The organism is Mesorhizobium sp. M1169 (assembly GCF_040318345.1).
Taxonomy (GTDB): domain Bacteria; phylum Pseudomonadota; class Alphaproteobacteria; order Rhizobiales; family Rhizobiaceae; genus Mesorhizobium.
In genome coordinates this window covers 131,314-153,362 of record NZ_JAMYME010000012.1, presented here as the reverse complement: position 1 = coordinate 153,362, position 22,049 = coordinate 131,314, and the positions used below count along the sequence as shown (strand labels likewise).

Below are 22,049 nucleotides of genomic sequence, written 5' to 3'. Positions count from 1 at the left end.
AGTCGCACACTGGTGTGATCGCCGTTGTCTGGCGGGATAAAAAACCCTATCAAGATGCGCCTTCGGCCGGCGGACAGGCCAGAAACGTACCGACGATATTCAGAACGGAATCGCGCCTGGCGCGTGGAAAAATGACAAAAAGAACTCGCAAGACCCTCCGGAAGTTCGCCATAGCGATCCCGCTGCTGGCGCTCGGCTTCTATTTCATTCCCATCCTGACGACAATTTTCATTGTCCTCGGCCTGATCGACGTGTTGCGCAACGACAACAAGAACTGGGCCCTGTTCAGTGGTTATTTCCTCGGCAACGGCATCTTCACCTGGCTGCTTTCGCCCTTCAATCTGCTGGTCGATCTGCTGTGCTACAGAAACCGCGGTGTCTGGAAACTGGACCAGTTTCCTCCGGACTATCAGCGTGAGGTCAACGAGGTTCTGGACGTCTTCAAAGCGCGCAAGGACGAGATCATCGCCGATATCGACGCCAATTTCGGCAGCGGCCGGCGCGGCATGTATGTCTACCAGTGGTATGGCAAGCACAAAATCGACAACGTTGCCGAATTCAACAAGGATTTCAAATACATCAAGACCATCGCCGTGTCGGTGTTTAGGGGCAGGGAATCGACCTCCTGGCATTTCGGACCGCTGCGGCTCAGCCTGCGCATTCTCTACAATCTTCTCCCGGTGAAGGCCGAGGTTTTCGTCGAGTGCAACAACGCCAGGAACTACTGGCACGACAATCCGCTCTATATTTTCGACGACACGCTGCTGCACCGATCGGTCAACGAATATGATGGGCGCCGCTACTGCGTGTTCATGGACATCATCCGGCCATCGCCATTTCCCGGCATGATTGCCGCTCTTCTCGCCATCGTTTCGGTCAGCGTCGAGCGCATCAATGCCATGTTCTACAAGAACTGGAAGATGATCGGCTCCAGCAAGCCGAAGAAGGCCGGAGCCGCCTGACACCATGGTGTGACCGGCGCGAGGGAGCACGATGTATCATCTGTTGCTTGTCTGCCTTGGTGGCGCGATCGGTGCAATGGCCCGCTTCTTCCTGTCCGGCTTCGTCGCCCGCCGGGTCGGCGAGACCTTTCCCTGGGGCACTATGGCCGTCAATGTCTCGGGAGCGTTTGCAATCGGTGTCGTTGCGCATGCGGTGGCGCGCGACGGCATGCCCGCCATCTGGGCCTTTACCGTTACCGGCGGCCTCGGCTGCTATACCACGGTTTCTTCCTTCAGCCTGCAGACGCTGGCGCTGGCGCGCGAGGGCGAATGGCGGCGCGCCGGCGGAAATGTGCTGCTTTCGGTTTTTCTGAGCCTCGGCGGCGTGACGCTGGGTTTTGCCGCCGGAAGTCTTCTGATTGGCAGCGGGGCGCGGTGAGCGGCCCGCGGAAGCTCCGCCACGACGGGACGGACACTGCCGCGGCAGGGCATGCGGCGCGCCTCATTGGCCGTCGCAGAACCAACGAAACGGTTCGGCTCTATGCGACCGTGGCCGCAGGCAGCATGATCGGCGGTGTGTTGCGGGCGCTTGCCTCATCGACGAGCACTGCCCTGTGGGGCGCTGGATTTCCCTTCGGCACGCTCCTCGTCAATTTTGTTGGCTCGTTCCTCATCGGCTTCTACGCGACATTGACGGGACCGGATGGTCGCGTCTTCGCCGGTCCGCTGCAACGTCAATTCTTCATGGCCGGCTTCTGCGGCGGCCTGACGACCTTCTCCGCTTTCAGCCTTGAAACACTCATCCTCGCGCAAGGCGGGAGGTTTGTGGCCGCGGGACTCAATATCGCGATCTCCGTGGTGGCCTGGCTTGCCGCCGTCTGGCTTGGCCACATCTTTGCAGTTCGGCTCAACCGGCTGAGAGGGTCCAGGCAATGAAGATACCAACACAGGCACAATTGCTGCGCATCTTTATCGGCGAAAACGACAGGGCAGATGGCCGTCCGCTGTATGAGGTTATTGTGCTGAGGGCCCGCGAAATGCAGATAGCCGGCGCGACCGTCCTGCGCGGCGCGATGGGGTTCGGCCATTCCAGCCGGCTTCACACCACGAAGATCCTCCGCCTATCGGAGGATCTGCCACTCGTCATCGAGATCGTCGATGACGAGGAAAAATTGGCCGCTTTCCTGCCCGTGCTTGAAACAATCATGACAAGTGGTTTGATTACGCTGGAGAAAGTTCAGGTTCTGCAATATGGAACCGACAACGAATAAGCGAGTGAGATTGCGGGTACCGGCGAATGCCGTTGCATGCCTGCAAAACGGCGATTGGAATCATGGCAGGCGTTGAACAGATCACAGTGGACGCCGGCGAGGCGGGCATGCGGCTCGATCGCTGGTTCAAGAGCCATTTCCCCGGTCTCGGTTTCGGTCATCTGCAGAAGCTGCTGCGTTCCGGCCAGATCCGCCTCGACGGCGGCAGGGTGAAGGCCGATACCCGCGTCGAAGCCGGCCAGACGGTGCGTGTGCCGCCGCTCGAAGTCGACAAGAAAAGTGAAAGCCCGCTCACCGGTCATTCGATCCGCAACCAGGGCGACGCCGACGTTTTGGCAAAGATGCTGATCCATGAGGACCCGAAGGTCTTCGTCTTCAACAAGCCGGCCGGCCTGGCAGTGCAGGGCGGCTCGGGCGTCACCCGCAATGTCGACGACATGCTGGAAGCCTGGCGCAACCAGAAGGGCGAGAAGCCGCGCCTGGTGCACCGGCTCGACCGCGACACGTCGGGTGTGCTGGTTGTCGCCCGTACAAGGCTCGCCGCCATGAAGCTCGCCGAAGCGTTCCGGGCGCGTGAGACGAAGAAAACCTACTGGGCGCTGGTCAAGGGCGTGCCGCCGAAGCGCGAGGACAAGATCTCGACCTGGCTGATCAAGGAACCGACGCCCGACGGCGATCGTGTGCGTATCGCCAAGCATGGCGAAAAGGGCGCCGATCACGCCGTCTCCTATTATCGCATAGTCGAGCAGGCGGCGCAGACGCTGTCCTGGCTGGAAATGGAACCCTATACCGGGCGCACCCACCAGCTTCGCGTCCATGCCGCCCATATCGGTTGCCCGATCATCGGCGACCCCAAATATTTCGAGGCCGACACCAATTGGGATTTTCCAGGCGGCATGCAGAACCGGCTGCATCTGCACGCGCGCCGCATCGTTATCCCGCATCCCGACAAGGGCTTTGTCGACGTCACCGCACCGATGCCGCCGCATATGCGCCAGAGCTGGAACCTGCTCGGTTTCGACGAGCAGAGTGCCGAGGACTAGCGACGGTGGGCGTCGCCACAGAAACCCTCGACCGCCGTGACGCGGTCGATCTGGCGGCAGCCGCCATCATGGTTGGGCTGACTTTTTCCTGGGGGCTGAACTACGTCGCCGCCAAGATCTCCTATGCCGGCTACGATCCCGTTTTCCTGTCGATCGCCCGCTCGGTGATCGGCGGCCTGTGTGTTTTCGGCTGGTGCCGCTGGCGCGGCATTGCGCTGTTCACGCCCGACAAGACCCTCGTCGCCGGCATTCTGGCAGGCGCGCTTTTCGGTCTCGAGTTCCTGTTTCTCTATGTCGGGCTCGAGCATACCACTGTCGTGCGCAACACTTTGCTGGTCAACACCATGCCGTTCTGGATGTTGGTCGGCGGTCATTTCCTGCTGGGCGAAAGCATCACGGCACGCAAGCTCGTTGGTCTTCTGCTCGCTTTCGCCGGATTGATCGCGGTGTTTTCCGATAAACTGAGCGCCAATGGCGGCGCAACATTGGGTGGCGATTTGCTCAGTCTCGGTGCCGGCATTCTGTGGGCCGTGACCAATATCGTCATCAAGCGGTCGAAGCTGGTGACGGCCAGCGCCGAAAAGCTGCTGCTCTATCAGCTGGCCGGGGCCGCCGTCATCGGCATTTTGGTGATGCCTTTTGCCGGGCCGCCGGTCCGCAGCTTTGCCGTTCTGCCGACCTTGGCGCTGTTGTTCCAGGCCGTCTATGTCGTCGCCTTCACCTATGTGCTGTGGTTCTGGCTGCTGCGGCGCTACCCTGCATCTGGACTGTCGAGCTTCACTTTCCTGTCGCCGGTGTTTGGTGTGCTGTGCGGCGCCGTGTTCTTGAACGAGCCGCTGACCGTTAGTATCTTCCTGGCACTCGCCCTGATCGCCGCCGGACTCATCATCGTCAACCGGCCGGTCCGAAAACAAAGTCCCGGATGAGCATGCGCGATATATTGAACGACCTCGAAGCTGGAAAGCAGCTCTCCGATCCGGACCCGGTGCGTCGCGCCCAGATCCAGATGAAGACGCCGCTGCCGAAGCGCTTCTACAAGACCGTCGCGGTAGCACCGGTCGAAGACGGTTTTGCCGTCCATCTCGACGGCAAGCCCGTCCGCACGCCGGCCAAGGCGCTGCTGGCGCTGCCGACCGAAAAGGCGGCTGCTCTCGTCGCCGAGGAATTCGCCGCACAGGAGGAGACCATCAACCCGGTGACGATGCCGGTGATGCGTCTGGTCAATACGGCGATCGATGGCGTCGCCAGTGATCCCCAGGCCGTGCTGGAGGACATCCTGCGCTTTGCCTCGTCCGATCTGCTCTGCTACCGCGCCGATGCGCCCCAAGGACTCGTCGACCGGCAGAACGAGCATTGGGATCCGGTCATCAGCTGGGTGCGCAGCGCTCTCGGCGCCCGGTTCCATCTTGCCGAAGGCGTGATCCATGTCGAACAGCCGCGCGAGAGTATCGCGCTGCTTGGCCAGCATCTTGCCCAACGTGCCGATCCGCTGCGCCTTGCCGCCATCCACGTCATGACGTCGCTGACCGGATCGGCGCTGCTGGCGCTGGCCGTCGACTTCGGCGAGCTCGACGGCGAGGCGGCCTGGGCTGCCGGTCATGTCGACGAGGACTGGCAGGCCGAGCAATGGGGCCATGATGCCGAGGCCGTCGCGCACCGCGCGGCCCGCAAGCGCGACATGATGGCGGCAGTCACGCTGCTCGAAGCTCTCAAAGGCTGACCGCACCGTCGTTTCTATTTCGCACTGCACATTAGACCAAAGTCATAATCCCAAAGACGGTCTGCCTCTGGACGGCGCTTTCTGTCATTTTTTGTACTGGTGGCTGCACTGAGTCTGCGTTCCGAGGAAACGCGGACGATGACGCGCAGCATCGAGGACTGACGGAATCACACGGGAGGATACGCTCATGGCAATGGCATCGACCGCCGGCAAAACAAGCCGCGGCATGACGCGCGAGGAGAAGAAGGTCATCTTCGCTTCCTCGCTCGGCACCGTTTTCGAATGGTACGATTTTTATCTCTACGGCTCGCTGGCAGTGTTCATTGGTTCGACTTTTTTCAGTCCAACCATTCCGGAAGCGACGCGCAATATTTTCGCGCTGCTGGCGTTTGCCGCTGGCTTCCTCGTGCGCCCGTTCGGCGCATTGCTGTTCGGCCGCATCGGCGACCTTGTCGGCCGTAAATACACTTTCCTTGTCACCATGACGATCATGGGCCTGTCGACCTTCCTGGTCGGCTTGCTGCCTGGCTATGCGACTTTGGGCATCGCCGCTCCCGTGATCCTGATCATCTTGCGCATGTTGCAAGGCCTGGCGCTCGGTGGCGAGTATGGCGGTGCCGCCACCTATGTCGCCGAGCATGCACCCGACGATCGCCGCGGCTACTACACGTCGTGGATACAGACGACGGCAACGCTCGGCCTGTTCCTGTCGCTGATCGTCATCCTGATCGTCCAGGGGTCGATGACCAAGGAAACCTACGCCGCCTGGGGCTGGCGCATTCCGTTCATCGTTTCCTTCCTCCTCCTCGGCATTTCGATCTGGATCCGGCTGTCGCTTTCTGAATCGCCGACCTTCCAGCGCATGAAGGACGAAGGCAAAGGCTCCAAGGCGCCGCTGTCAGAAGCCTTCGGTCAGTGGAAGAACGCCAAGATCGCGCTGCTGGCGCTGCTCGGCCTCACGGCCGGTCAGGCCGTAGTTTGGTACAATGGCCAGTTCTACGCGCTGTTCTTCTTGCAGAACGTGCTCAAGGTCGATCCGCAATCGGTCAACATCATGATCGCGATTGCTCTGGCTGTTGGCTCGATCTTCTTCGTCGTGTTCGGCTGGCTCTCCGACAAGATCGGCCGCAAGCCGATTATCATGGCCGGCCTTGCACTGGCGATCGTCTGCACCTTCCCGTTGTTCAAGGCGCTGACCTGGGCAGCCAACCCGGCGCTCGCCACAGCGCAGCAGAACACCCGTGCGACGGTGACCGCGGCACCAGGAGACTGCAAGTTCCAGTTCAACCCGGTGGGCACGGCGAAGTTCACCACGTCCTGCGATATCGCCACCTCGTTTCTGACCAAGAACTCGGTGCCTTATGACGTAGTGGCCACGGCAGCGCCCGGCACTGCTGCGTCGGTCAAAATCGGCAACGAGACGGTTGAGTCGTATGACGCCACCGCAGCCGGCGATCAAGCCAAGGCCAAGGACGCTGTTTTCGCCAAGGCGGTAAACACGGCGCTTCAGGACGGCGGCTATCCGCTGAAACGGGCAGCGGCGAAGGTGCCGGATCAGAAGCTCGAAGCCTTCATCGCGGCCAATCCCGAACTGAAGCTCGATGCGGCCGCGATCCGCGCCGGCGAGAAGGCCATGGTTCCGACCGACCAGGCGATCAAGGACAAGCTGCTGACTGCCGATGAGGCTGCGGGAGCTCCCGAGGTCACCGTCTACACCGTACCGGGCGGTGGTCCCTTCGCCATGTTCGCCGACCCGGCGGCGGTCAACTGGCCGATGACGATCGGTATCCTGCTCATCCTCGTGATCTTCGTCACGATGGTCTACGGGCCGATCGCCGCGATCCTGGTCGAGATGTTCCCGACCCGCATCCGCTACACCGGCATGTCGCTGCCCTACCATATCGGCAATGGCTGGTTCGGCGGGCTGCTGCCGGCGACGGTGTTCGCGCTCAGCGCCTACAAGGGCGATATCTACTATGGACTGTGGTACCCGGTGGTGATCGCGGCGATGTCGCTGATCATCGGCATGATCTTTGTCAGGGATACGCTCGGAACGGACCTGCACACCAAACAGTAAGCCGGCCTGTCCGGTTCAAAGCAAAGCCCGGCGCGAGCGATCGCGCCGGGCTTTTTCAATTTATCGAGCGCAGGGCTTAGCTCTTCCGATCCTGGTTCGCTTCCTCGATCGCTGCCTCATGATACCAGGCACTTCCGAAATCCGTGCGGTTGCGCAACGAAGCAAGTTCTGCCGCGAACTTAGCCTTTCCGCTTAAATTTGAGGCAGAAGCGCGCGCTGCCACCGGGAACATCAGGATTTTGGCCGACTGACGAGTGGAAGTGATTTCCATTGTCGGTTTCCTTTCTTCGACAGAACCTTGCCGATTCAACCTTTCCCCAACATAGGTTCAGCAATCGAAATAGGCAATATGATTACGAAAAGATCAGTACTTGCATATTATTTGTGCAAAATGTGCTTGTGGATGATCCGAACGCAGCATGACCGCGGACCAGCGATTTTGGGCGGATACAACCTCACTTTTGCCGCATCCATCGCCGGCGAGAATGGCACACGAATTGCATTTTAGTAATCCGGCAGGTCGGCTGCTGGATAGGCCGGCTCGCCCCGGCGCCATCCAGGGTTCGGTGATCAAACAACGAGAGGCTAGAATGACGAAATACAAGCTCGAGTACATTTGGCTCGATGGATACACCCCGGTTCCCAATCTTCGCGGAAAGACGCAGGTCAAGGACTACGCCGAGTTTCCGACGCTTGACCAGCTTCCGCTGTGGGGCTTCGACGGTTCTTCGACCATGCAGGCCGAGGGCCACAGCTCCGACTGCGTTTTGAAGCCGGTCGCCGTTTATCCGGATCCCGCCCGCACTAATGGCGCGCTCGTCATGTGCGAGGTCATGATGCCGGACGGCGTCACGCCGCATGCGTCCAACAAACGCGCCACCATCCTCGACGACGAGGGCGCCTGGTTCGGCTTCGAGCAGGAGTATTTCTTCTACAAGGACGGCCGCCCGCTCGGCTTCCCCGAGAGCGGCTATCCGGCGCCGCAAGGCCCGTACTATACCGGCGTCGGCTATAGCAATGTCGGCTCCGTCGCCAGGCAGATCGTCGAGGAGCATCTCGACCTTTGCCTTGCCGCCGGCATCAACCATGAAGGCATCAACGCCGAAGTGGCCAAAGGCCAGTGGGAATTCCAGATCTTCGGCAAGGGCTCCAAGAAGGCCGCCGACCAGATGTGGATGGCACGCTATTTGATGCAGCGCCTGACCGAGAAATACGGCATCGACATCGAATATCACTGCAAGCCGCTCGGCGACACCGACTGGAACGGCTCGGGAATGCATGCCAACTTCTCGACAGCCTATATGCGCGAAGTCGGCGGCAAGGCGTATTTCGAAGCGCTGATGGCGGCTTTCGACAAGAACCTGATGGATCACATCGCCGTCTACGGGCCGGACAACGACAAGCGTTTGACCGGCAAGCACGAGACCGCGCCGTGGAACAGGTTCAGCTATGGCATCGCCGATCGCGGTGCCTCGATCCGCGTGCCGCACTCCTTCATCAACAACGGCTACAAGGGCTATCTCGAAGATCGCCGGCCGAATTCGCAGGGCGACCCCTACCAGATCGCCTCGCAGATATTGAAGACGATCGCCTCCGTCCCGACCAGCGCCGAGGTTTCGGCCGCGGCTTGAGCATTCGTCATGGCGTGGACCTCAGGTCTGCGCTGTGACTTTCTCTCCAATCGCATCACAATAAAAACCCCGGCGTCTCTGCCGGGGTTTTTTCTATTGGCTGCAACGATCCGGATCACACCGAATAATACATATCGTATTCGACCGGATGCGGGGTCATTTCGAAGCGCATTACCTCGGCCATCTTGAGCTCGATATAGCTGTCGATCTGGTCGTCGTCGAATACGCCGCCGGCCTTCAGGAAGCCGCGGTCCTTGTCGAGGCTCTGCAAAGCCTCGCGCAGCGAGCCGCAGACGGTCGGGATTTTCTTCAATTCCTTCGGCGGCAGGTCGTAGAGATCCTTGTCCATCGGCTGTCCCGGGTGGATCTTGTTCTTGATGCCGTCAAGGCCGGCCATCAGCATGGCGGCGAACGCAAGATAGGGGTTCGCGCCCGGATCGGGGAAGCGGACCTCGACGCGCTTGGCCTTCGGCGACGAGCCGAACGGAATGCGGCACGAGGCCGAGCGGTTGCGTGCCGAATAGGCGAGCAGCACCGGCGCTTCATAACCCGGCACCAGGCGCTTGTAGGAGTTGGTCAGCGGGTTGGTAAAGGCGTTGATCGCCTTGGCATGCTTGATGATGCCGCCGATATAGAACAGGCAGCTCTCGGACAGGCCGGCATATTCGTTGCCGGCGAAGGTCGGCTTGCCTTCCTTCCAGATCGACTGGTGGACATGCATGCCCGAGCCATTGTCGCCGAACACCGGCTTCGGCATGAAAGTGGCCGTCTTGCCGTAGGCGTTGGCGACCTGGTGCACGACATATTTATAGATCAGCATCTTGTCGGCGTTGCGGACCAGCGTGTCGAACTTGATGCCGAGCTCGTGCTGGGCGGCGGCCACTTCGTGATGGTGCTTTTCAACGCGCACGCCCATCTCGGCGAGCACGGTGAGCATTTCCGAGCGCATGTCCTGCGCCGAATCGACCGGCGGCACCGGGAAATAGCCGCCCTTGATGCGCGGCCGATGACCGAGGTTGCCGGTCTCGTAGTCGGTGTCGTCATTGGACGGCAGTTCGGTCGAATCCAGCCTGAAGCCGGTGTTGTAAGGATCGGCCTTGTACTTGACGTCGTCGAACACGAAGAACTCGGCTTCAGGACCGACGAAGATTTGGTCGCCGATGCCTTCGGCCTTCATGTAGGCCTCGGCTTTTTTAGCGGTGCCGCGCGGGTCGCGATTGTAGGACTCCCCGGAGATCGGATCGAGGATGTCGCACAGGATGACCATGGTCGACTGCGCGAAGAACGGGTCCATATGCACCGTATCGGAATCCGGCATCAGCACCATGTCGGACTCGTTGATCGCCTTCCAGCCAGCGATCGAGGAACCATCGAACATGACGCCATCGGCAAACATGTCTTCCTCGACCTCGACGACATCCATCGTAACGTGCTGCAGTTTGCCCTTCGGATCGGTGAAGCGCAGATCGACGAACTTAACGTCGTTGTCCTTGATCTGCTTCATGATGTCTTTGGCTGTCGTCATGTCCCTGCTTCCCTATGTGATGACGTTTTGAACATGGCCTTTTAACGGGAAAATTCAGACGGCGTCCATGCCGGTTTCGCCGGTGCGAATGCGCACCACTTCCTCGATATTGGAGACGAAGATCTTACCGTCGCCGATGCGGCCGGTCTGGGCCGCCTTGCGGATGGCTTCGATCGCGGCTTCGACCGCATCGTCGCCGAGCACGACTTCGATTTTCACCTTCGGCAGGAAGTCGACGACATATTCGGCGCCGCGATAAAGCTCGGTATGGCCCTTCTGGCGGCCAAACCCTTTGGCCTCGGTAACGGTGATACCTTGCAGGCCGGCCTCCTGAAGCGCTTCCTTCACTTCGTCTAGCTTGAACGGCTTGATGATCGCTTCGATCTTTTTCATGTAAAAAGTGGCCTCCACTGCCAAAAAAGACGGGTTGTGAGCCCCGCTTGCGCCTCAATCAAGCACGAACTGTGCCAATTGATGGGGCGCCGAACGGCCTCACATGATTTGGATACCATGCCACGCGGGAATGTACATTCGCGTCATTCGCAGCGTTGGATGCGCCATGAATGCCGCGAGCCTACACACCGCCGGTCCTGCCGTCCGCACAAAAATTGGGCAGATCGGGTATTTCATGGGCAGCTGCGCGCCGTCGTCCCGAACGATGTACGCCGCCAAATTGCTTGGGGACCTTCGTGGTTTGCGTCGGATCAAAAACTGGACAATGCTTGGGGAAATGATGTGCATGTCGCCCGCATGAGCAATGAACTTCTGTCTCCGTCCGAAATGGCTGAGGCCGACCGGCTGGCGATTGCCGCTGGTCCATTCGACGGCATCGGCCTGATGCGCAATGCCGGTGCTGCGGTTGCTGCCGTAGTACTCAAGCGCTACCCGAACGCAACGCGCGTCCATGTGCTTTGCGGCCCCGGCAACAATGGCGGCGACGGCTATGTCGTGGCGCGCATCCTTCGGGAGAGCGCCGTCGACGTCTCGGTATGGGCGTCCGGATCGCCTAAAGGCGGCAGCGATGCGGCAGTCGCTGCCTCGGAGTGCCCGGTTGAAGCTCGGCCGCTGTCGGATTTCGTTGCCGAGACGGGCTCGATCGTGGTCGATGCGCTTTACGGGGCGGGGCTGTCCAAGCCGCTATCCGGCGACCCCGCCAAGGCGATCGATAATGTGGCGGAGTTGAATTCGCCGGTCGTCGCGGTCGACCTGCCGTCGGGCGTCTCCGGTGAGAGCGGCAATGTCCTCGGTCAGGCTTTCCACGCCCGAATCACCGTGACCTTTGCGCGAAAAAAGCCAGGCCATCTTTTGTTACCGGGGCGCGAGCTGTGCGGCGAAATCGTGCTCGCTGATATCGGCATAAGCGACAGTGTTGTTGCGCAGCTTGAACCACGAACATTCGAGAACATTCCGGCGCTCTGGCTTGGCCGCTTTCCGGTTCCGGCCGTCGACGCCCATAAGTATAAACGCGGCCATGTCGGCGTCTTTTCCGGCGGGCCGTCGGCGACGGGTGCTGCGCGGCTGTCGGCGCTTGCCGCGGCCAGGAGCGGGGCAGGGGCCGTCACCTTGCTGTCGCCGGCGAACGCCATCCATGTGAACGCGGCGCATCTGACCTCGATCATGCTGCGCAAGCTAGACACTGTCGCGGATGTGGACGAATTCGTCGGCAGCCGCCGGCCATCGGCCTTCGTGCTCGGCCCGGGATTTGGCATTGGTGAGAAGACGCGCGAATTCGCCCTGGCCGTGCTGAATGGCGCCCATGGGCAGGGCGGCGGGATTGAGGCCTTGGTGCTCGACGCCGACGGCGTCACCTCGTTTCGCGACGCGCCGGATGCCCTGTTCGAAGCCGCCAGCCGGCCGAGCGCGCCGGCTCTGGTGATGACGCCGCATGACGGCGAATTCGCCAGGCTTTTTTCAGATATCGCCGAGGACAAGGACCTGTCCAAACTCGCCAAGGCACGCGCCGCAGCCGAACGAGCCAACGCCACTCTCGTCTACAAGGGTGCCGACACTGTGATTGCGGCCCCCGATGGCCGGGCAGCGATCAACGACAATGGCGCGCCTTGGCTGGCCACCGCCGGTTCGGGCGACGTGCTGTCGGGTATCATCGCCGCGCTGCTGGCGCAGGGCATGCCGGCCTTTGAAGCGGCCTGTGCGGCAGTCTGGATCCATGCCGAGGCCGGCAGCCGTTTCGGACCGGGGCTGATCGCCGAGGACCTACCGCTGGCGCTGGTGCCGGTCCTGCGCGAGCTCGTTGAAAGCCGCGGGAAGGCTGCCGAATGAACCGCCTGATTGCGCTGCTCGTTGCGATCATTAGTGCCATATCCATGGCGCAGGCCGCGAACGCCGGAACTCCGCTGACCATCGTCGACGACCCGGCCGTTCTCGCCCAGCTTGACGCCAAGGGCTTTGGCCTCGCCGGCATTTTCGGCGTCGATGGCAAGGGCGATTTGAAGACGCTTTACGACAAGGCGCCGGCCTATCACGCGATCGTCGAAACGATTGCAAGCGACGTCGCGGCATTGCGGGCCGAGATGAAGGCCGGCGGGCGCACGCTCTACGAGGTGACCGACGGCAATGTCGGCCGCATCATGGACATGCGCTGGCTGAAGACCGAGGCGGCGCGCTTCCGGCTGGTCGGTATCGTCAACAGGCTCGACCGGCGCGATTTCACCGCGCTGAAAGGTGACGGAAGTTGCGGCGAGGTGCGCCTCATCTATCGCCTAGCTTACAGTTTCCGCAAAGACGGCAAGGTTCTGGCCTCGCGTCTGCCATTCAACTTCAACGCCGTCTACAGCGTGGCGCCCGATGTCGACGGCGGTTGTGTCGGCGTCGCGGGACGCTGGGCACCACAACTCGACGAGAGCGTCGATGCCGGCTGGCTGACCGGTGGGCCGCTGGAAAGGACGGCGCTCACCTTCAAGCAGCTCGAGCTCAATGCGCAAGTGGTGCGCTTCCCCTCCGGCCAGGAGACCGAATTCGGCGGGCAGGCTGCCTATCTCATGCGAATTTTCGGCATCGATGGAGCGGCTGTCAGCGAAAAGCCGCTGGAAAACACGCCCGACACGGCACGTCTCGCCGAAGATGCTGCGCTGAAAGCAAGACTTGCCGACTATGTCCGCACCAATGTCGCGGCGGTCGATCTCGGCGTCTACGAGATTCCCGAGGAATTCCTGGCAAGGAAGGTCATCTCTTGGTCGACCTTCGGCAGTGCGAGGCAGGCTAACCACCTGTTCACGCCACTGTTCCAGTCCGCGGATTTCGCTGGTGTCGATTTCTCTGCTATGAAGCTGGTGCGCACGCCGGAGGCACTGGCCGAGCGGCTGGACAACGGCGCCTGCCAGGGCTGCCATCAGGCGGGCTCGACCGCCGGCTTCCATTTTATCGGACTTGACGACAAGACGACCTCGCCGCTCAACCGCATCGAGGTCGGCATCTCGCCGCATCTCCACGCCGACATCCCGCGCCGCGTCGCCTGGCTGCACGCGACTACCGACGGCAAGGAACCGAACCGCTTCCGCCCGCTGTCCTTCGCGCCGCCGGCGACATGGAACGATGCCGGCGAAATTGCCTATTCGCCGGCCGAAATGGCGATGCCGTGCTTCATGCCGGAAGATGCGGCCCGCTTCGGCGCGACATGGCAATGCGGTGGCGGCACCGTCTGCACGCCGTTGACCACCGCGTCCGGCGTGCGCACCAAGCTGGCGCAATGCCTGTTGCCCAAGGACAGCGAAGACATGTTTTCCGGCCACCCTTGTTTAACGGGATCCATCGCCAGCAACCCGGCACGGCCTTTCAATGACCGGTATACCATCACCGGTCAGTTCGCCGCGTTCGCGCCGGGCATTTCGCGCGCCGCCTACACCTGCCGACCGCCGAAGATCGGTGTGCCGGCGGGTATCGCCTATCGCGGCTGCGATGACCGGGATCGCAGCTTTGCCGCCTTCAAGACGGGCAAGCCGATGCCGAACGAGATTTGCGGGCTGGTTGGCGGCAAGAAATTCGACACCTGCGTGGCGACCAATAATTTCGACCAGTGCCTGGGCGGCGCCGTCAATCGCGGCAATCGTCCTGCCTGCTCGGCCGACCATTTCTGCCGAGAGGATTACATGTGTCAGTCGCTGCCGCCGGATACACCCGGTATCGGCAAGGTGAAGGGCATCGGCTTCTGCTCGCCGACCTACTTCATCTTCCAGATGCGCATCGACAATCACGCCACGCCGTGGTCGGGCGCCGTCCGCGCGACGATGGGAGCCGGGTTCGGAGCAGCGGAAGCGGAATAGGCCGACGACTCTGACATTGGCCGCAGTAGCTCCAGGCGGACAGCTATCGATCGAGGTCGTCGGCGATGTTCGATGTCCATTCACCGTCGAAATGCCGGACGCGTTCGGCGACGACCTCATCGCTCAGCAGGCTCGACAAGGCGGAAACCAGAACTGGTTCTATCTTTGGAGCCGAGCTAAATCCAAGAGCAGTCAAGCGTTCGGACCAGGGCGGATGATCCGCGCTTTCGTTATCTGGCGCGTCCCAGGCCTTTTGCGCATATTCTTGAAGGATGGGAAGCCTCGACAGGTGACTGGCGGCCGCCAGAATTCTTTCGAGTGGTGGACGAGGCGGTACCATGGTGCCAAGCAGTTCACGTTTAAGCGGAATATACACTTGGTCATCGAAGAACGCACTGGCGGCACCGACCAGCAGCAGGGCGCGGGCCGCTTCATATGCATCGCCGGACATCGCTGCATGACGATCCGCGTCAATTTCCGCCCGCCGCGACAACCGTATTTCTTCGCGCTCCAGCGTGCGCGACAGCGGGCCAAGCATCCAGTAGAACAGGCTGCCCGAAACTGTTTTTCCCGGTGGGGCGAAGTCGAAGATTAGATCGAAGCTCTTTTCGAGTTCGGCCAGGTTGAGCCCGCCATTTGTATCTTTATTTTTCAGATGGGCGTCCTCATGGGCCAAGATCGCCGCAACCCCCTTTTGGTCGGTCACTGCGAGCAGCGGCAGGCCCACGGTGAGAATTGCCCTGCGACCAAGCAGGCCCAGAAACGGCCGCTCTTCACCGATACTGGCGTTGAGATCGGGGCTCAGCACGATGGTAGTCCGGCTGGCGCGGTGTTTGCCGGCAATACTCTCCCAGATGGCCCATAATTTCGGGGCTGATTCCCGAGTAATCCCGTCCACCTTGCTGGGTCGAAAACCGGCGAACAATGTCCCGATCAACAGAACCATGCCCAGCATCGCAGCTGGGATCGCAACAACGCCAGCCGCGATGACGGCGAGCGGATGCCGGTCGAGAAACCAGAACCATAAGACTGTTGGGCAGAACAGCGGCAGATCGAAAAGCAGGACGGCAAACCTGCCGAAGCGCGCTCCCATGTAGAAGACCAGGCGCGACATCAACCCCTCACAGCGGAATGTTGTCGTGCTTCTTCCAGGGGTTTTGCATATCCTTGTTGCGCAGCATCCTGAGCGCGCGGGCGATGCGGCGGCGGGTTGAATGCGGCATGATCACCTCGTCGACATAGCCACGCTCGGCGGCAACGAAGGGGGACAGGAAGCGATCCTCGTAAGCTTTTGTGTGCGCTGCAATTTTCTCCGCGTCGCCGATATCCTTGCGATAGATGATCTCGACTGCGCCCCTGGCGCCCATCACCGCAATCTGCGCCGTTGGCCACGCATAGTTCATGTCACCGCGCAAATGCTTTGACGCCATGACGTCATAGGCACCGCCATAGGCCTTTCTGGTGATGACGGTGATCTTTGGCACGGTCGCTTCGGCATAGGCGAACAGAAGCTTGGCGCCGTGCTTGATCAACCCGCCATATTCCTGCGCGGTGCGGGGCAGGAAGCCCGGCACGTCGACGAAGGTGACGATCGGGATCGAGAAGCAGTCGCAGAAGCGCACGAAACGAGCCGCCTTGCGGCTGGCATCCGAATCGAGCACGCCGGCCAGCACCATCGGCTGGTTGGCGACGAAGCCGACGGTGCGGCCCTCGATACGGCCGAAGCCGGTGACGATGTTTTTCGCAAAATTCTGCTGGATCTCGAAGAAGTCACCCTCGTCGGCAACTTTAAGGATCAACTCTTTGATGTCGTAGGGTTTGTTGGCATTGTCGGGGATCAGCCTGTCGAGCGACAGATCGTGATCGGTGACCGACTGGTAGCATTCGATCTCGGGAATTTCCGCCGTGTTGGAAGCGGGCAGCAGATCGACCAGCCGGCGCATCTGCAGCAGCGCCTCGACGTCATTGTCGTAGGCTCCGTCGGCGATCGAGGACTTCGTCGTGTGGATAGAAGCGCCGCCGAGGCTTTCGGCGGTGACCGTCTCGTTGGTTACGGTCTTCACCACATCCGGCCCGGTGACGAACATGTAGGAGGTTTCGCGAACCATGAAGATGAAGTCAGTCATCGCCGGCGAATAGACATCGCCGCCGGCGCAGGGGCCCATGATCAGTGAAATCTGCGGGATGACGCCGGAGGCCAGTACATTGCGCTGGAAGATCTCGGCATAGCCGCCGAGCGCCGCCACGCCTTCCTGGATGCGGGCGCCGCCGGCGTCGTAAAGGCCGATGATCGGCGCGCGATTGCGCAGCGCCATCTCCTGGACCTTGACCACCTTTTCGGCATGGGCCTCGGACAGCGAGCCGCCGAACACGGTGAAATCCTTGGCGAAAAGATAGACCGGGCGACCGTTGACGGTGCCCCAGCCGGTAACGACGCCGTCGCCGGCGATCTTGGTTTTCTCCATGCCGAAATCGGTCGAGCGGTGCTCGACATACATGTCGAACTCCTCGAACGAGCCCTCGTCGAGAAAGACGTCTATGCGTTCGCGGGCGGTCAGCTTGCCCTTCTTGTGCTGGGCGTCGATGCGGGCCTGGCCGCCGCCCATGCGGGCGATCTCGCGGCGGCGCTCGAGTTCCTTCAGCACGTCCTTCATGACCGGTCCCCGAAACGGAAAGCTGCATTGTGGTAATCATGCCCGCGAGAGAGCGCAAGCGCCGCTTCCTCATGGCTTTTGCTGCGCTGCAACATCAGGCCCCTTGCATTTCGATGCGAACTGGGCCATATGCGGCGGCATAGGCGCTTGGGCCGGGACACTCCGGCCTTCTCGATGAATGAGACTGGTTGCGTCTGTTTTCCCTCTTCCCGACATATCGGCAAGGTGGCGAAAAAGCCCCGTGGCATGAAGCCTGCGGGCACGACAGCGCAGCCGTGCGGACGATGACGTCCGCCCGCCTTGTCGTTTCATGACAATTTTCGACGGCAGGTTGCGCCCTGCCGCCATCGATGTTTGCGGCCAGGAGCCGCATGAAAGAAGAATATTTTGACCAATGAAAACACTTTGACCGGTAAGGACACTGCGGAACCGAACGGTTTCGCCGCACTTGGAATCACCGGCGCACTGCTCAAGGCCACCAATGCCGCCGGTTTTACCGATCCGAAGCCGATCCAGGCCCAGGCGATCCCGCCGCAGCTCGAAGGCCGCGACATTTTCGGCATCGCCCAGACCGGCTCGGGCAAGACGGCGGCGTTCGCGCTGCCGATCCTGTCGAAGATCATCGCACTTGGTACCAAGCGCCGGCCGAAGACGGCCCGAGCGCTGATCCTGGCGCCGACACGTGAACTCGCGGTGCAGATCGAGGAGATGATCAAGCTGCTCGCCAAGGGCGCGCATGTCTCGACCGCGCTCGTGCTGGGCGGCGTCTCGCGCTTCAGCCAGGTGAAGAAGGTTGCGCCCGGCGTCGACATCCTGATCGCAACGCCCGGTCGGCTGACCGACCTTGTGCGTGAAGGCGACCTGATGCTTGCCGACACCAAATGGCTGGTGCTCGACGAAGGCGACCGCATGCTCGACATGGGCTTCATCAACGACGTGAAGCGCATCGCCAAGGCGACGGCGCCGGACCGTCAGACGGTGCTGTTCTCGGCGACCATGCCGGCCGAGATCGCCGAACTGGCGAAAGGCCTGCTGAAGAACCCGATCCGCGTCGAAGTCGCTCCTCACAGCACCGCGGCAGCCGAGATCGTGCAGGGCGTCGTCTTTGCCCGCACCAAGCAGAAGCGCCAGGTGCTGGCCAACATGCTTGCCGATGAGGCGATGAAGTCCGTCATCATCTTCTCGCGCACCAAGCATGGCGCCGACAGGGTGACCAAGGATCTCGAGCGCGACGGCTTCAAGGCCGCCGTCATCCACGGCAACAAGTCGCAGAATGCCCGTCAGAAGGCACTCAACGATTTCCGTGAGGGTTCGGTGCGCATTCTCGTGGCGACCGACATTGCGGCACGCGGCATCGACGTGCCCGGCATCAGCCATGTGGTGAATTTCGACCTGCCGGACGAGGCGGAGAGCTATGTCCACCGCATCGGCCGCACCGGCCGCAACGGCATGGACGGCATCGCCATCACACTCTGCGACCCGTCTGAAAACAGCAAGCTGCGTCAGGTCGAGCGCATCATCCGCACCAAGCTGCCGATCGTTGCCGACCATCTCGGCAGCCCCGATCCGCAGCGCAATCCCGCCGAGAAGAACGAGCGCAGCTTCGAACCGGCCAACGATCGCAACGACCACAATGGCCGTCGCGACGGCAGGCGGCCCGGCGGCGCAAACAACGGCTTCGGCAAGAAGCGGTTCGGGGACAAGCCGGCCTTTGCGGGCGAGCGCAAGCCGGAAGGCGCCAAGCCCTTCAAGGGCAATAACAAGCGCCGCTTCGGCGGCAAGCGGCCAGCAGCGCGGGCCGCATAATCTGACCGTGTTGCGGTCGGCCAAGCCTGGCTTGGTCACACACGATTGAAGAGAGCGACCGGAGCGATGCTTCGGTCGCTCTCTTGCTTTGGGGGCCTTTGGTTCACTTTACCACCGCCTCGATCCACACGACGATCCGCTGCGCGAGGAAAACCGTGGTCGATGGCGACAGCGCGTCGCCGGCAATGGCGTGGTTGTCCGGGTCGCCGGTATCGTCGACCGGTACCAATTCATGTGCGGCGCCCCAGCGACCCGCAAACACGATCGCTCGCCCATCACCGATCCTACTCGACTGGCGGCTTGCGGTCGAAATTCAGCGGCCGCGCATTCCAGCGGGTGACCGTGCTGATCACCCATCGGCAGAACGGCCTCGGCAGCATCCTGAGCAGTTTCAGCGTCCAACTCAGGCGGCGTGGGAAAGTGACTTCGAAGCCGCCGTATTCGATGCCTTGCGCGATGCGGCGCGAGGCCAGATTGACCGGCATCAAGCCCGGCATCGGCAGGAAGTTCTTTTCGGTCAGCCGCGTGTCGACAAAGCCCGGATTAATCACCTGGATGCGGACGTTCATCTTGTCGAAATCGTATTTCAGCGACTCGGCCAGGATATTGACCGCCGCCTTGGTGCCGCCATAGGCGGCGGTGGTGGGCCAGCCGAAATAGGCGGTGACCGAACCGATCAGCACGACATGGCCGCGCGAGCGCACGCGCATGCGTTCGATGACCGGCAGCAGGCCATTGATGATGCCAAAATAATTGACTTCGAAAGACCGACGGAAATTGCGCGCCACAAGATCCTCGCCCGGCGTTGCGATATAGCTTCCAGCGTTGAACACTGCCAACACGATCGGACCGAGATCTTTCTCGATCGCTGCAACCGTCTTCGCCATGCGTTTTTCGTCGGTCACGTCGCAAGGATAGGCTGCGACACGGCCCGCCATCTGCGCCGTTTCGACGATGAGCGTATCGATCGGATGGTCATCTGGCGCAGTCACCGCGACGACATAGCCCCGAGCGGCAAGATCCTTGGCCAGCGAACGGCCGATACCGCTGCTGCCGCCCGTAATCCAGGCGACGCCATGCTTCGGATTGGCCCGATAGAGTGTCATGTTGCGCCCCGCCGGCTCTTCTTAGCCTGTGCTCTACCGGTGAAGAAATCGAATGAAAAGAGTGCTTTTCGGTACATGGTTGAAATGAATACCGGTCGGGCGCTCCTGGCTGCAGCAATTGCAGTGTGCGAAATGCGACTGGACCAGGCAAATTCTTGCCTTGAAACCGAAGCTTCGGGTTTCTAGGGTTTCGCCGCACCCACAAAGGAATCTCCATGCCCCGTTCTGTGATCGACGTGATCGGCAACACGCCCCTGATCCGCCTCAACAAGGCCTCGGAAGCAACCGGCTGCGAGATCCTGGGCAAGGCCGAATTCATGAATCCCGGGCAGTCGGTAAAGGACCGCGCCGGCCTGTTCATCATCCGCGATGCCGAACAGCGCGGGCTGCTGCGGCCCGGCGGCGTCATCGTCGAGGGGACGGCCGGCAACACCGGCATCGGATTGACACTGGTTGCCAAGGCGCTTGGCTACCGCACCGTGATCGTCATTCCTGACACCCAGAGCCAGGAGAAGAAGGATACCATCAAACTGCTCGGCGCAGAGCTGATCGAAGTGCCCGCCGTGCCCTACAAGAACCCGAACAACTACGTGAAGCTGTCGGGCCGGCTGGCCGAGCAGATGGCCAAGAGCGAGCCGAACGGCGCGATCTGGGCTAACCAGTTCGACAATGTCGCCAACCGTGACGGCCATATCCGCACCACGGCCGAAGAAATCTGGAACCAGACCGACGGCAAGGTGGATGGTTTCGTGTCGGCGGTCGGTTCCGGCGGCACTCTGGCAGGCGTCGGTTTCGGGCTGAAGGCCAAAAACAATCAGGTCAAGATCGCGCTGGCCGATCCGCTGGGGGCAGCGCTCTATTCCTTCTACACCAGCGGCGAGCTGAAATCCGAGGGCAGTTCGATCACCGAAGGCATCGGGCAGGGGCGGATCACCGCCAACCTCCAAGGCTTTACACCCGATTTTGCCTTCCAGATCCCCGACGAGGACGCGCTGCCGATCGTATTCGACCTGATCCAGGAGGAGGGGCTTTGCGTTGGCGGTTCGACGGGCATCAACATTGCCGGCGCCATTCGCCTGGCGCGCGAGCTAGGCCCCGGCCACACTATCGTGACCATGCTTTGCGACTACGGCACGCGCTACCAGTCGAAGCTGTTCAATCCTGAATTCCTGCGCGAAAAGAAGCTGCCGGTGCCGGGGTGGATGGAGCAACAGAGCACGATTTCAGTACCGTTCGAAAGGGTTGCGTGATGGCGCACAAGACCGAAGCGCTGTTTCGTGACGACGCCTATCTGGGGACGGCCGACGCCACCGTCGTCGCAGTCAATGATCGCGGCGGCATCATTCTGGACCGGACGGTGTTTTACGCCACATCGGGCGGGCAGCCGGGCGACACCGGCAGCCTCGAACGCGCCGACGGCACCGGCATAGCGATTGCCGCTACGATCACCGGCGAAACCAAGGACGAGATCATCCATGTGCCGGCGCCGGAGCAGGCAGTTCCAAAGGTGGGCGAGCGCATGAGGCTCGCCATCGACTGGCCGCGGCGGCAGTTGCTGATGCGCATGCATTCTGCCTGCCACCTGCTTACCGTCGTCTGTCCGTTCCCGATCACCGGCGCCGCGGTTTCCGAGGACGACAGCCGTATCGATTTCGACATCCCGGATGCCGGCTTTACCAAGGAAGACGTGACGGCCAGACTGATGGAACTGGTGCGAGCCGACCATCCGATCTTCACCCGGCTCATTTCCGACGAGGAACTGGCATCCAATCCGGGCTTGGTGAAATCCAAGAATGTGCGGCCCCCGGCCGGCACGGGAAGGATCCGATTGGTCTGCATCGGCGAGAACGCCTCGATCGACAGCCAGCCTTGCGGCGGCACCCATGTAAAGAGCACCAGCGAAATCGGCGAGATCCATATCGGCAAGATCGAGAAGAAGGGCCGCGAGAACCGGCGCTTCCGCATTCGCTTTGGTCCTATGCCGCCAGCCTGATA

At 61.4% G+C, this 22,049-nt stretch carries 21 protein-coding genes; 14 read left to right on the top strand and 7 right to left on the bottom strand.

Going from position 1 to position 22,049, the window contains the following annotated elements:
• The first annotated feature begins 131 nt into the window (after nt 1-131).
• The 8 genes from NKH41_RS15065 to NKH41_RS15030 all read left to right on the top strand — a co-directional run bounded on the left by NKH41_RS15065 (nt 132) and on the right by NKH41_RS15030 (nt 7,052).
• Nucleotides 132-962: an aspartyl/asparaginyl beta-hydroxylase domain-containing protein gene (locus NKH41_RS15065; protein ID WP_352451041.1), complete on the top strand. Its 831-nt coding sequence runs from the start codon at nt 132-134 to the stop codon at nt 960-962.
• A 31-nt stretch (nt 963-993) separates the two neighbouring features.
• Complete coding sequence (gene crcB / locus NKH41_RS15060) at nt 994-1,380, top strand: fluoride efflux transporter CrcB (protein WP_352451040.1); 387 nt, start codon at nt 994-996, stop codon at nt 1,378-1,380.
• A 125-nt stretch (nt 1,381-1,505) separates the two neighbouring features.
• Complete coding sequence (locus NKH41_RS15055) at nt 1,506-1,877, top strand: CrcB family protein (RefSeq protein WP_352766955.1); 372 nt, start codon at nt 1,506-1,508, stop codon at nt 1,875-1,877.
• Nucleotides 1,874-2,212 (top strand): DUF190 domain-containing protein, encoded by a 339-nt coding sequence (locus NKH41_RS15050; RefSeq protein ID WP_352451038.1) that lies wholly within the window; start codon nt 1,874-1,876, stop codon nt 2,210-2,212. The genes NKH41_RS15055 and NKH41_RS15050 overlap by 4 nt, the downstream gene beginning before the upstream one ends.
• Before the next feature lie 62 nt (nt 2,213-2,274).
• A complete protein-coding gene (locus NKH41_RS15045) occupies nt 2,275-3,255 on the top strand; it encodes an RluA family pseudouridine synthase (RefSeq protein WP_352766662.1) in 981 nt (326 codons plus the stop codon).
• A gap of 68 nt (nt 3,256-3,323) precedes the next feature.
• A complete protein-coding gene (locus NKH41_RS15040) occupies nt 3,324-4,181 on the top strand; it encodes a DMT family transporter (RefSeq protein WP_502895615.1) in 858 nt (285 codons plus the stop codon).
• Nucleotides 4,182-4,183: 2 nt separating this feature from the next.
• A complete protein-coding gene (locus tag NKH41_RS15035; RefSeq protein WP_352766658.1) occupies nt 4,184-4,975 on the top strand; it encodes an ATP12 family chaperone protein in 792 nt (263 codons plus the stop codon).
• A gap of 187 nt (nt 4,976-5,162) precedes the next feature.
• Nucleotides 5,163-7,052, top strand: a complete 1,890-nt coding sequence (locus NKH41_RS15030) for an MFS transporter (protein WP_352451033.1) — start codon at nt 5,163-5,165, stop codon at nt 7,050-7,052.
• 76 nt (nt 7,053-7,128) lie between these two features.
• On the opposite strand, the gene NKH41_RS15025 is transcribed toward NKH41_RS15030, so the two are convergent.
• Entirely contained in the window at nt 7,129-7,323 is a 195-nt protein-coding gene (locus NKH41_RS15025) for a DUF2735 domain-containing protein (protein WP_352451032.1), read from the bottom strand.
• A gap of 319 nt (nt 7,324-7,642) precedes the next feature.
• Between NKH41_RS15025 and NKH41_RS15020 the strand changes: the two genes are divergently transcribed.
• Entirely contained in the window at nt 7,643-8,683 is a 1,041-nt protein-coding gene (locus NKH41_RS15020) for a glutamine synthetase beta-grasp domain-containing protein (RefSeq protein WP_023717535.1), read from the top strand.
• Nucleotides 8,684-8,798: 115 nt separating this feature from the next.
• On the opposite strand, the gene glnA is transcribed toward NKH41_RS15020, so the two are convergent.
• Both glnA and NKH41_RS15010 read right to left on the bottom strand, forming a co-directional pair.
• On the bottom strand, nt 8,799-10,208 hold the full coding sequence (gene glnA / locus NKH41_RS15015) for a type I glutamate--ammonia ligase (protein ID WP_023675115.1): 1,410 nt from the start codon (nt 10,206-10,208) through the stop codon (nt 8,799-8,801).
• Nucleotides 10,209-10,262: 54 nt separating this feature from the next.
• Nucleotides 10,263-10,601, bottom strand: a complete 339-nt coding sequence (locus NKH41_RS15010) for a P-II family nitrogen regulator (RefSeq protein WP_019857988.1) — start codon at nt 10,599-10,601, stop codon at nt 10,263-10,265.
• 357 nt (nt 10,602-10,958) lie between these two features.
• Here NKH41_RS15010 and NKH41_RS15005 point away from each other — a divergent pair, with 357 nt between their 5' ends.
• Complete coding sequence (locus NKH41_RS15005) at nt 10,959-12,488, top strand: NAD(P)H-hydrate dehydratase (protein ID WP_352471820.1); 1,530 nt, start codon at nt 10,959-10,961, stop codon at nt 12,486-12,488.
• Nucleotides 12,485-14,488, top strand: a complete 2,004-nt coding sequence (locus NKH41_RS15000; protein ID WP_352766656.1) for a hypothetical protein — start codon at nt 12,485-12,487, stop codon at nt 14,486-14,488. The genes NKH41_RS15005 and NKH41_RS15000 overlap by 4 nt, the downstream gene beginning before the upstream one ends.
• Before the next feature lie 43 nt (nt 14,489-14,531).
• Here NKH41_RS15000 and NKH41_RS14995 read toward each other — a convergent pair whose 3' ends face one another.
• Both NKH41_RS14995 and NKH41_RS14990 read right to left on the bottom strand, forming a co-directional pair.
• Nucleotides 14,532-15,602 carry a M48 family metallopeptidase gene (locus tag NKH41_RS14995; protein ID WP_352766654.1) on the bottom strand — a complete coding sequence of 357 codons (1,071 nt, stop codon included), beginning with the start codon at nt 15,600-15,602 and terminating at the stop codon, nt 14,532-14,534.
• A gap of 7 nt (nt 15,603-15,609) precedes the next feature.
• Entirely contained in the window at nt 15,610-17,142 is a 1,533-nt protein-coding gene (locus NKH41_RS14990; protein WP_352933019.1) for an acyl-CoA carboxylase subunit beta, read from the bottom strand.
• A 387-nt stretch (nt 17,143-17,529) separates the two neighbouring features.
• On the opposite strand from NKH41_RS14990, the gene NKH41_RS14985 reads away from it, so the two are divergent.
• Nucleotides 17,530-18,948, top strand: coding sequence for a DEAD/DEAH box helicase (locus tag NKH41_RS14985; RefSeq protein WP_352502945.1), 1,419 nt, complete (start codon nt 17,530-17,532; stop codon nt 18,946-18,948).
• A 103-nt stretch (nt 18,949-19,051) separates the two neighbouring features.
• Here the strand turns inward: NKH41_RS14985 and NKH41_RS14980 are convergent, their stop codons facing one another.
• Entirely contained in the window at nt 19,052-19,210 is a 159-nt protein-coding gene (locus tag NKH41_RS14980) for a hypothetical protein (protein ID WP_502893806.1), read from the bottom strand.
• 22 nt (nt 19,211-19,232) lie between these two features.
• Nucleotides 19,233-20,054 carry an SDR family oxidoreductase gene (locus NKH41_RS14975; protein ID WP_352457508.1) on the bottom strand — a complete coding sequence of 274 codons (822 nt, stop codon included), beginning with the start codon at nt 20,052-20,054 and terminating at the stop codon, nt 19,233-19,235.
• A gap of 215 nt (nt 20,055-20,269) precedes the next feature.
• On the opposite strand from NKH41_RS14975, the gene NKH41_RS14970 reads away from it, so the two are divergent.
• Both NKH41_RS14970 and NKH41_RS14965 read left to right on the top strand, forming a co-directional pair.
• Nucleotides 20,270-21,304: a cysteine synthase A gene (locus NKH41_RS14970; RefSeq protein WP_023675106.1), complete on the top strand. Its 1,035-nt coding sequence runs from the start codon at nt 20,270-20,272 to the stop codon at nt 21,302-21,304.
• Nucleotides 21,304-22,047 carry an alanyl-tRNA editing protein gene (locus tag NKH41_RS14965; RefSeq protein ID WP_023675105.1) on the top strand — a complete coding sequence of 248 codons (744 nt, stop codon included), beginning with the start codon at nt 21,304-21,306 and terminating at the stop codon, nt 22,045-22,047. The genes NKH41_RS14970 and NKH41_RS14965 overlap by 1 nt, the downstream gene beginning before the upstream one ends.
• Nucleotides 22,048-22,049: the final 2 nt, after the last annotated feature.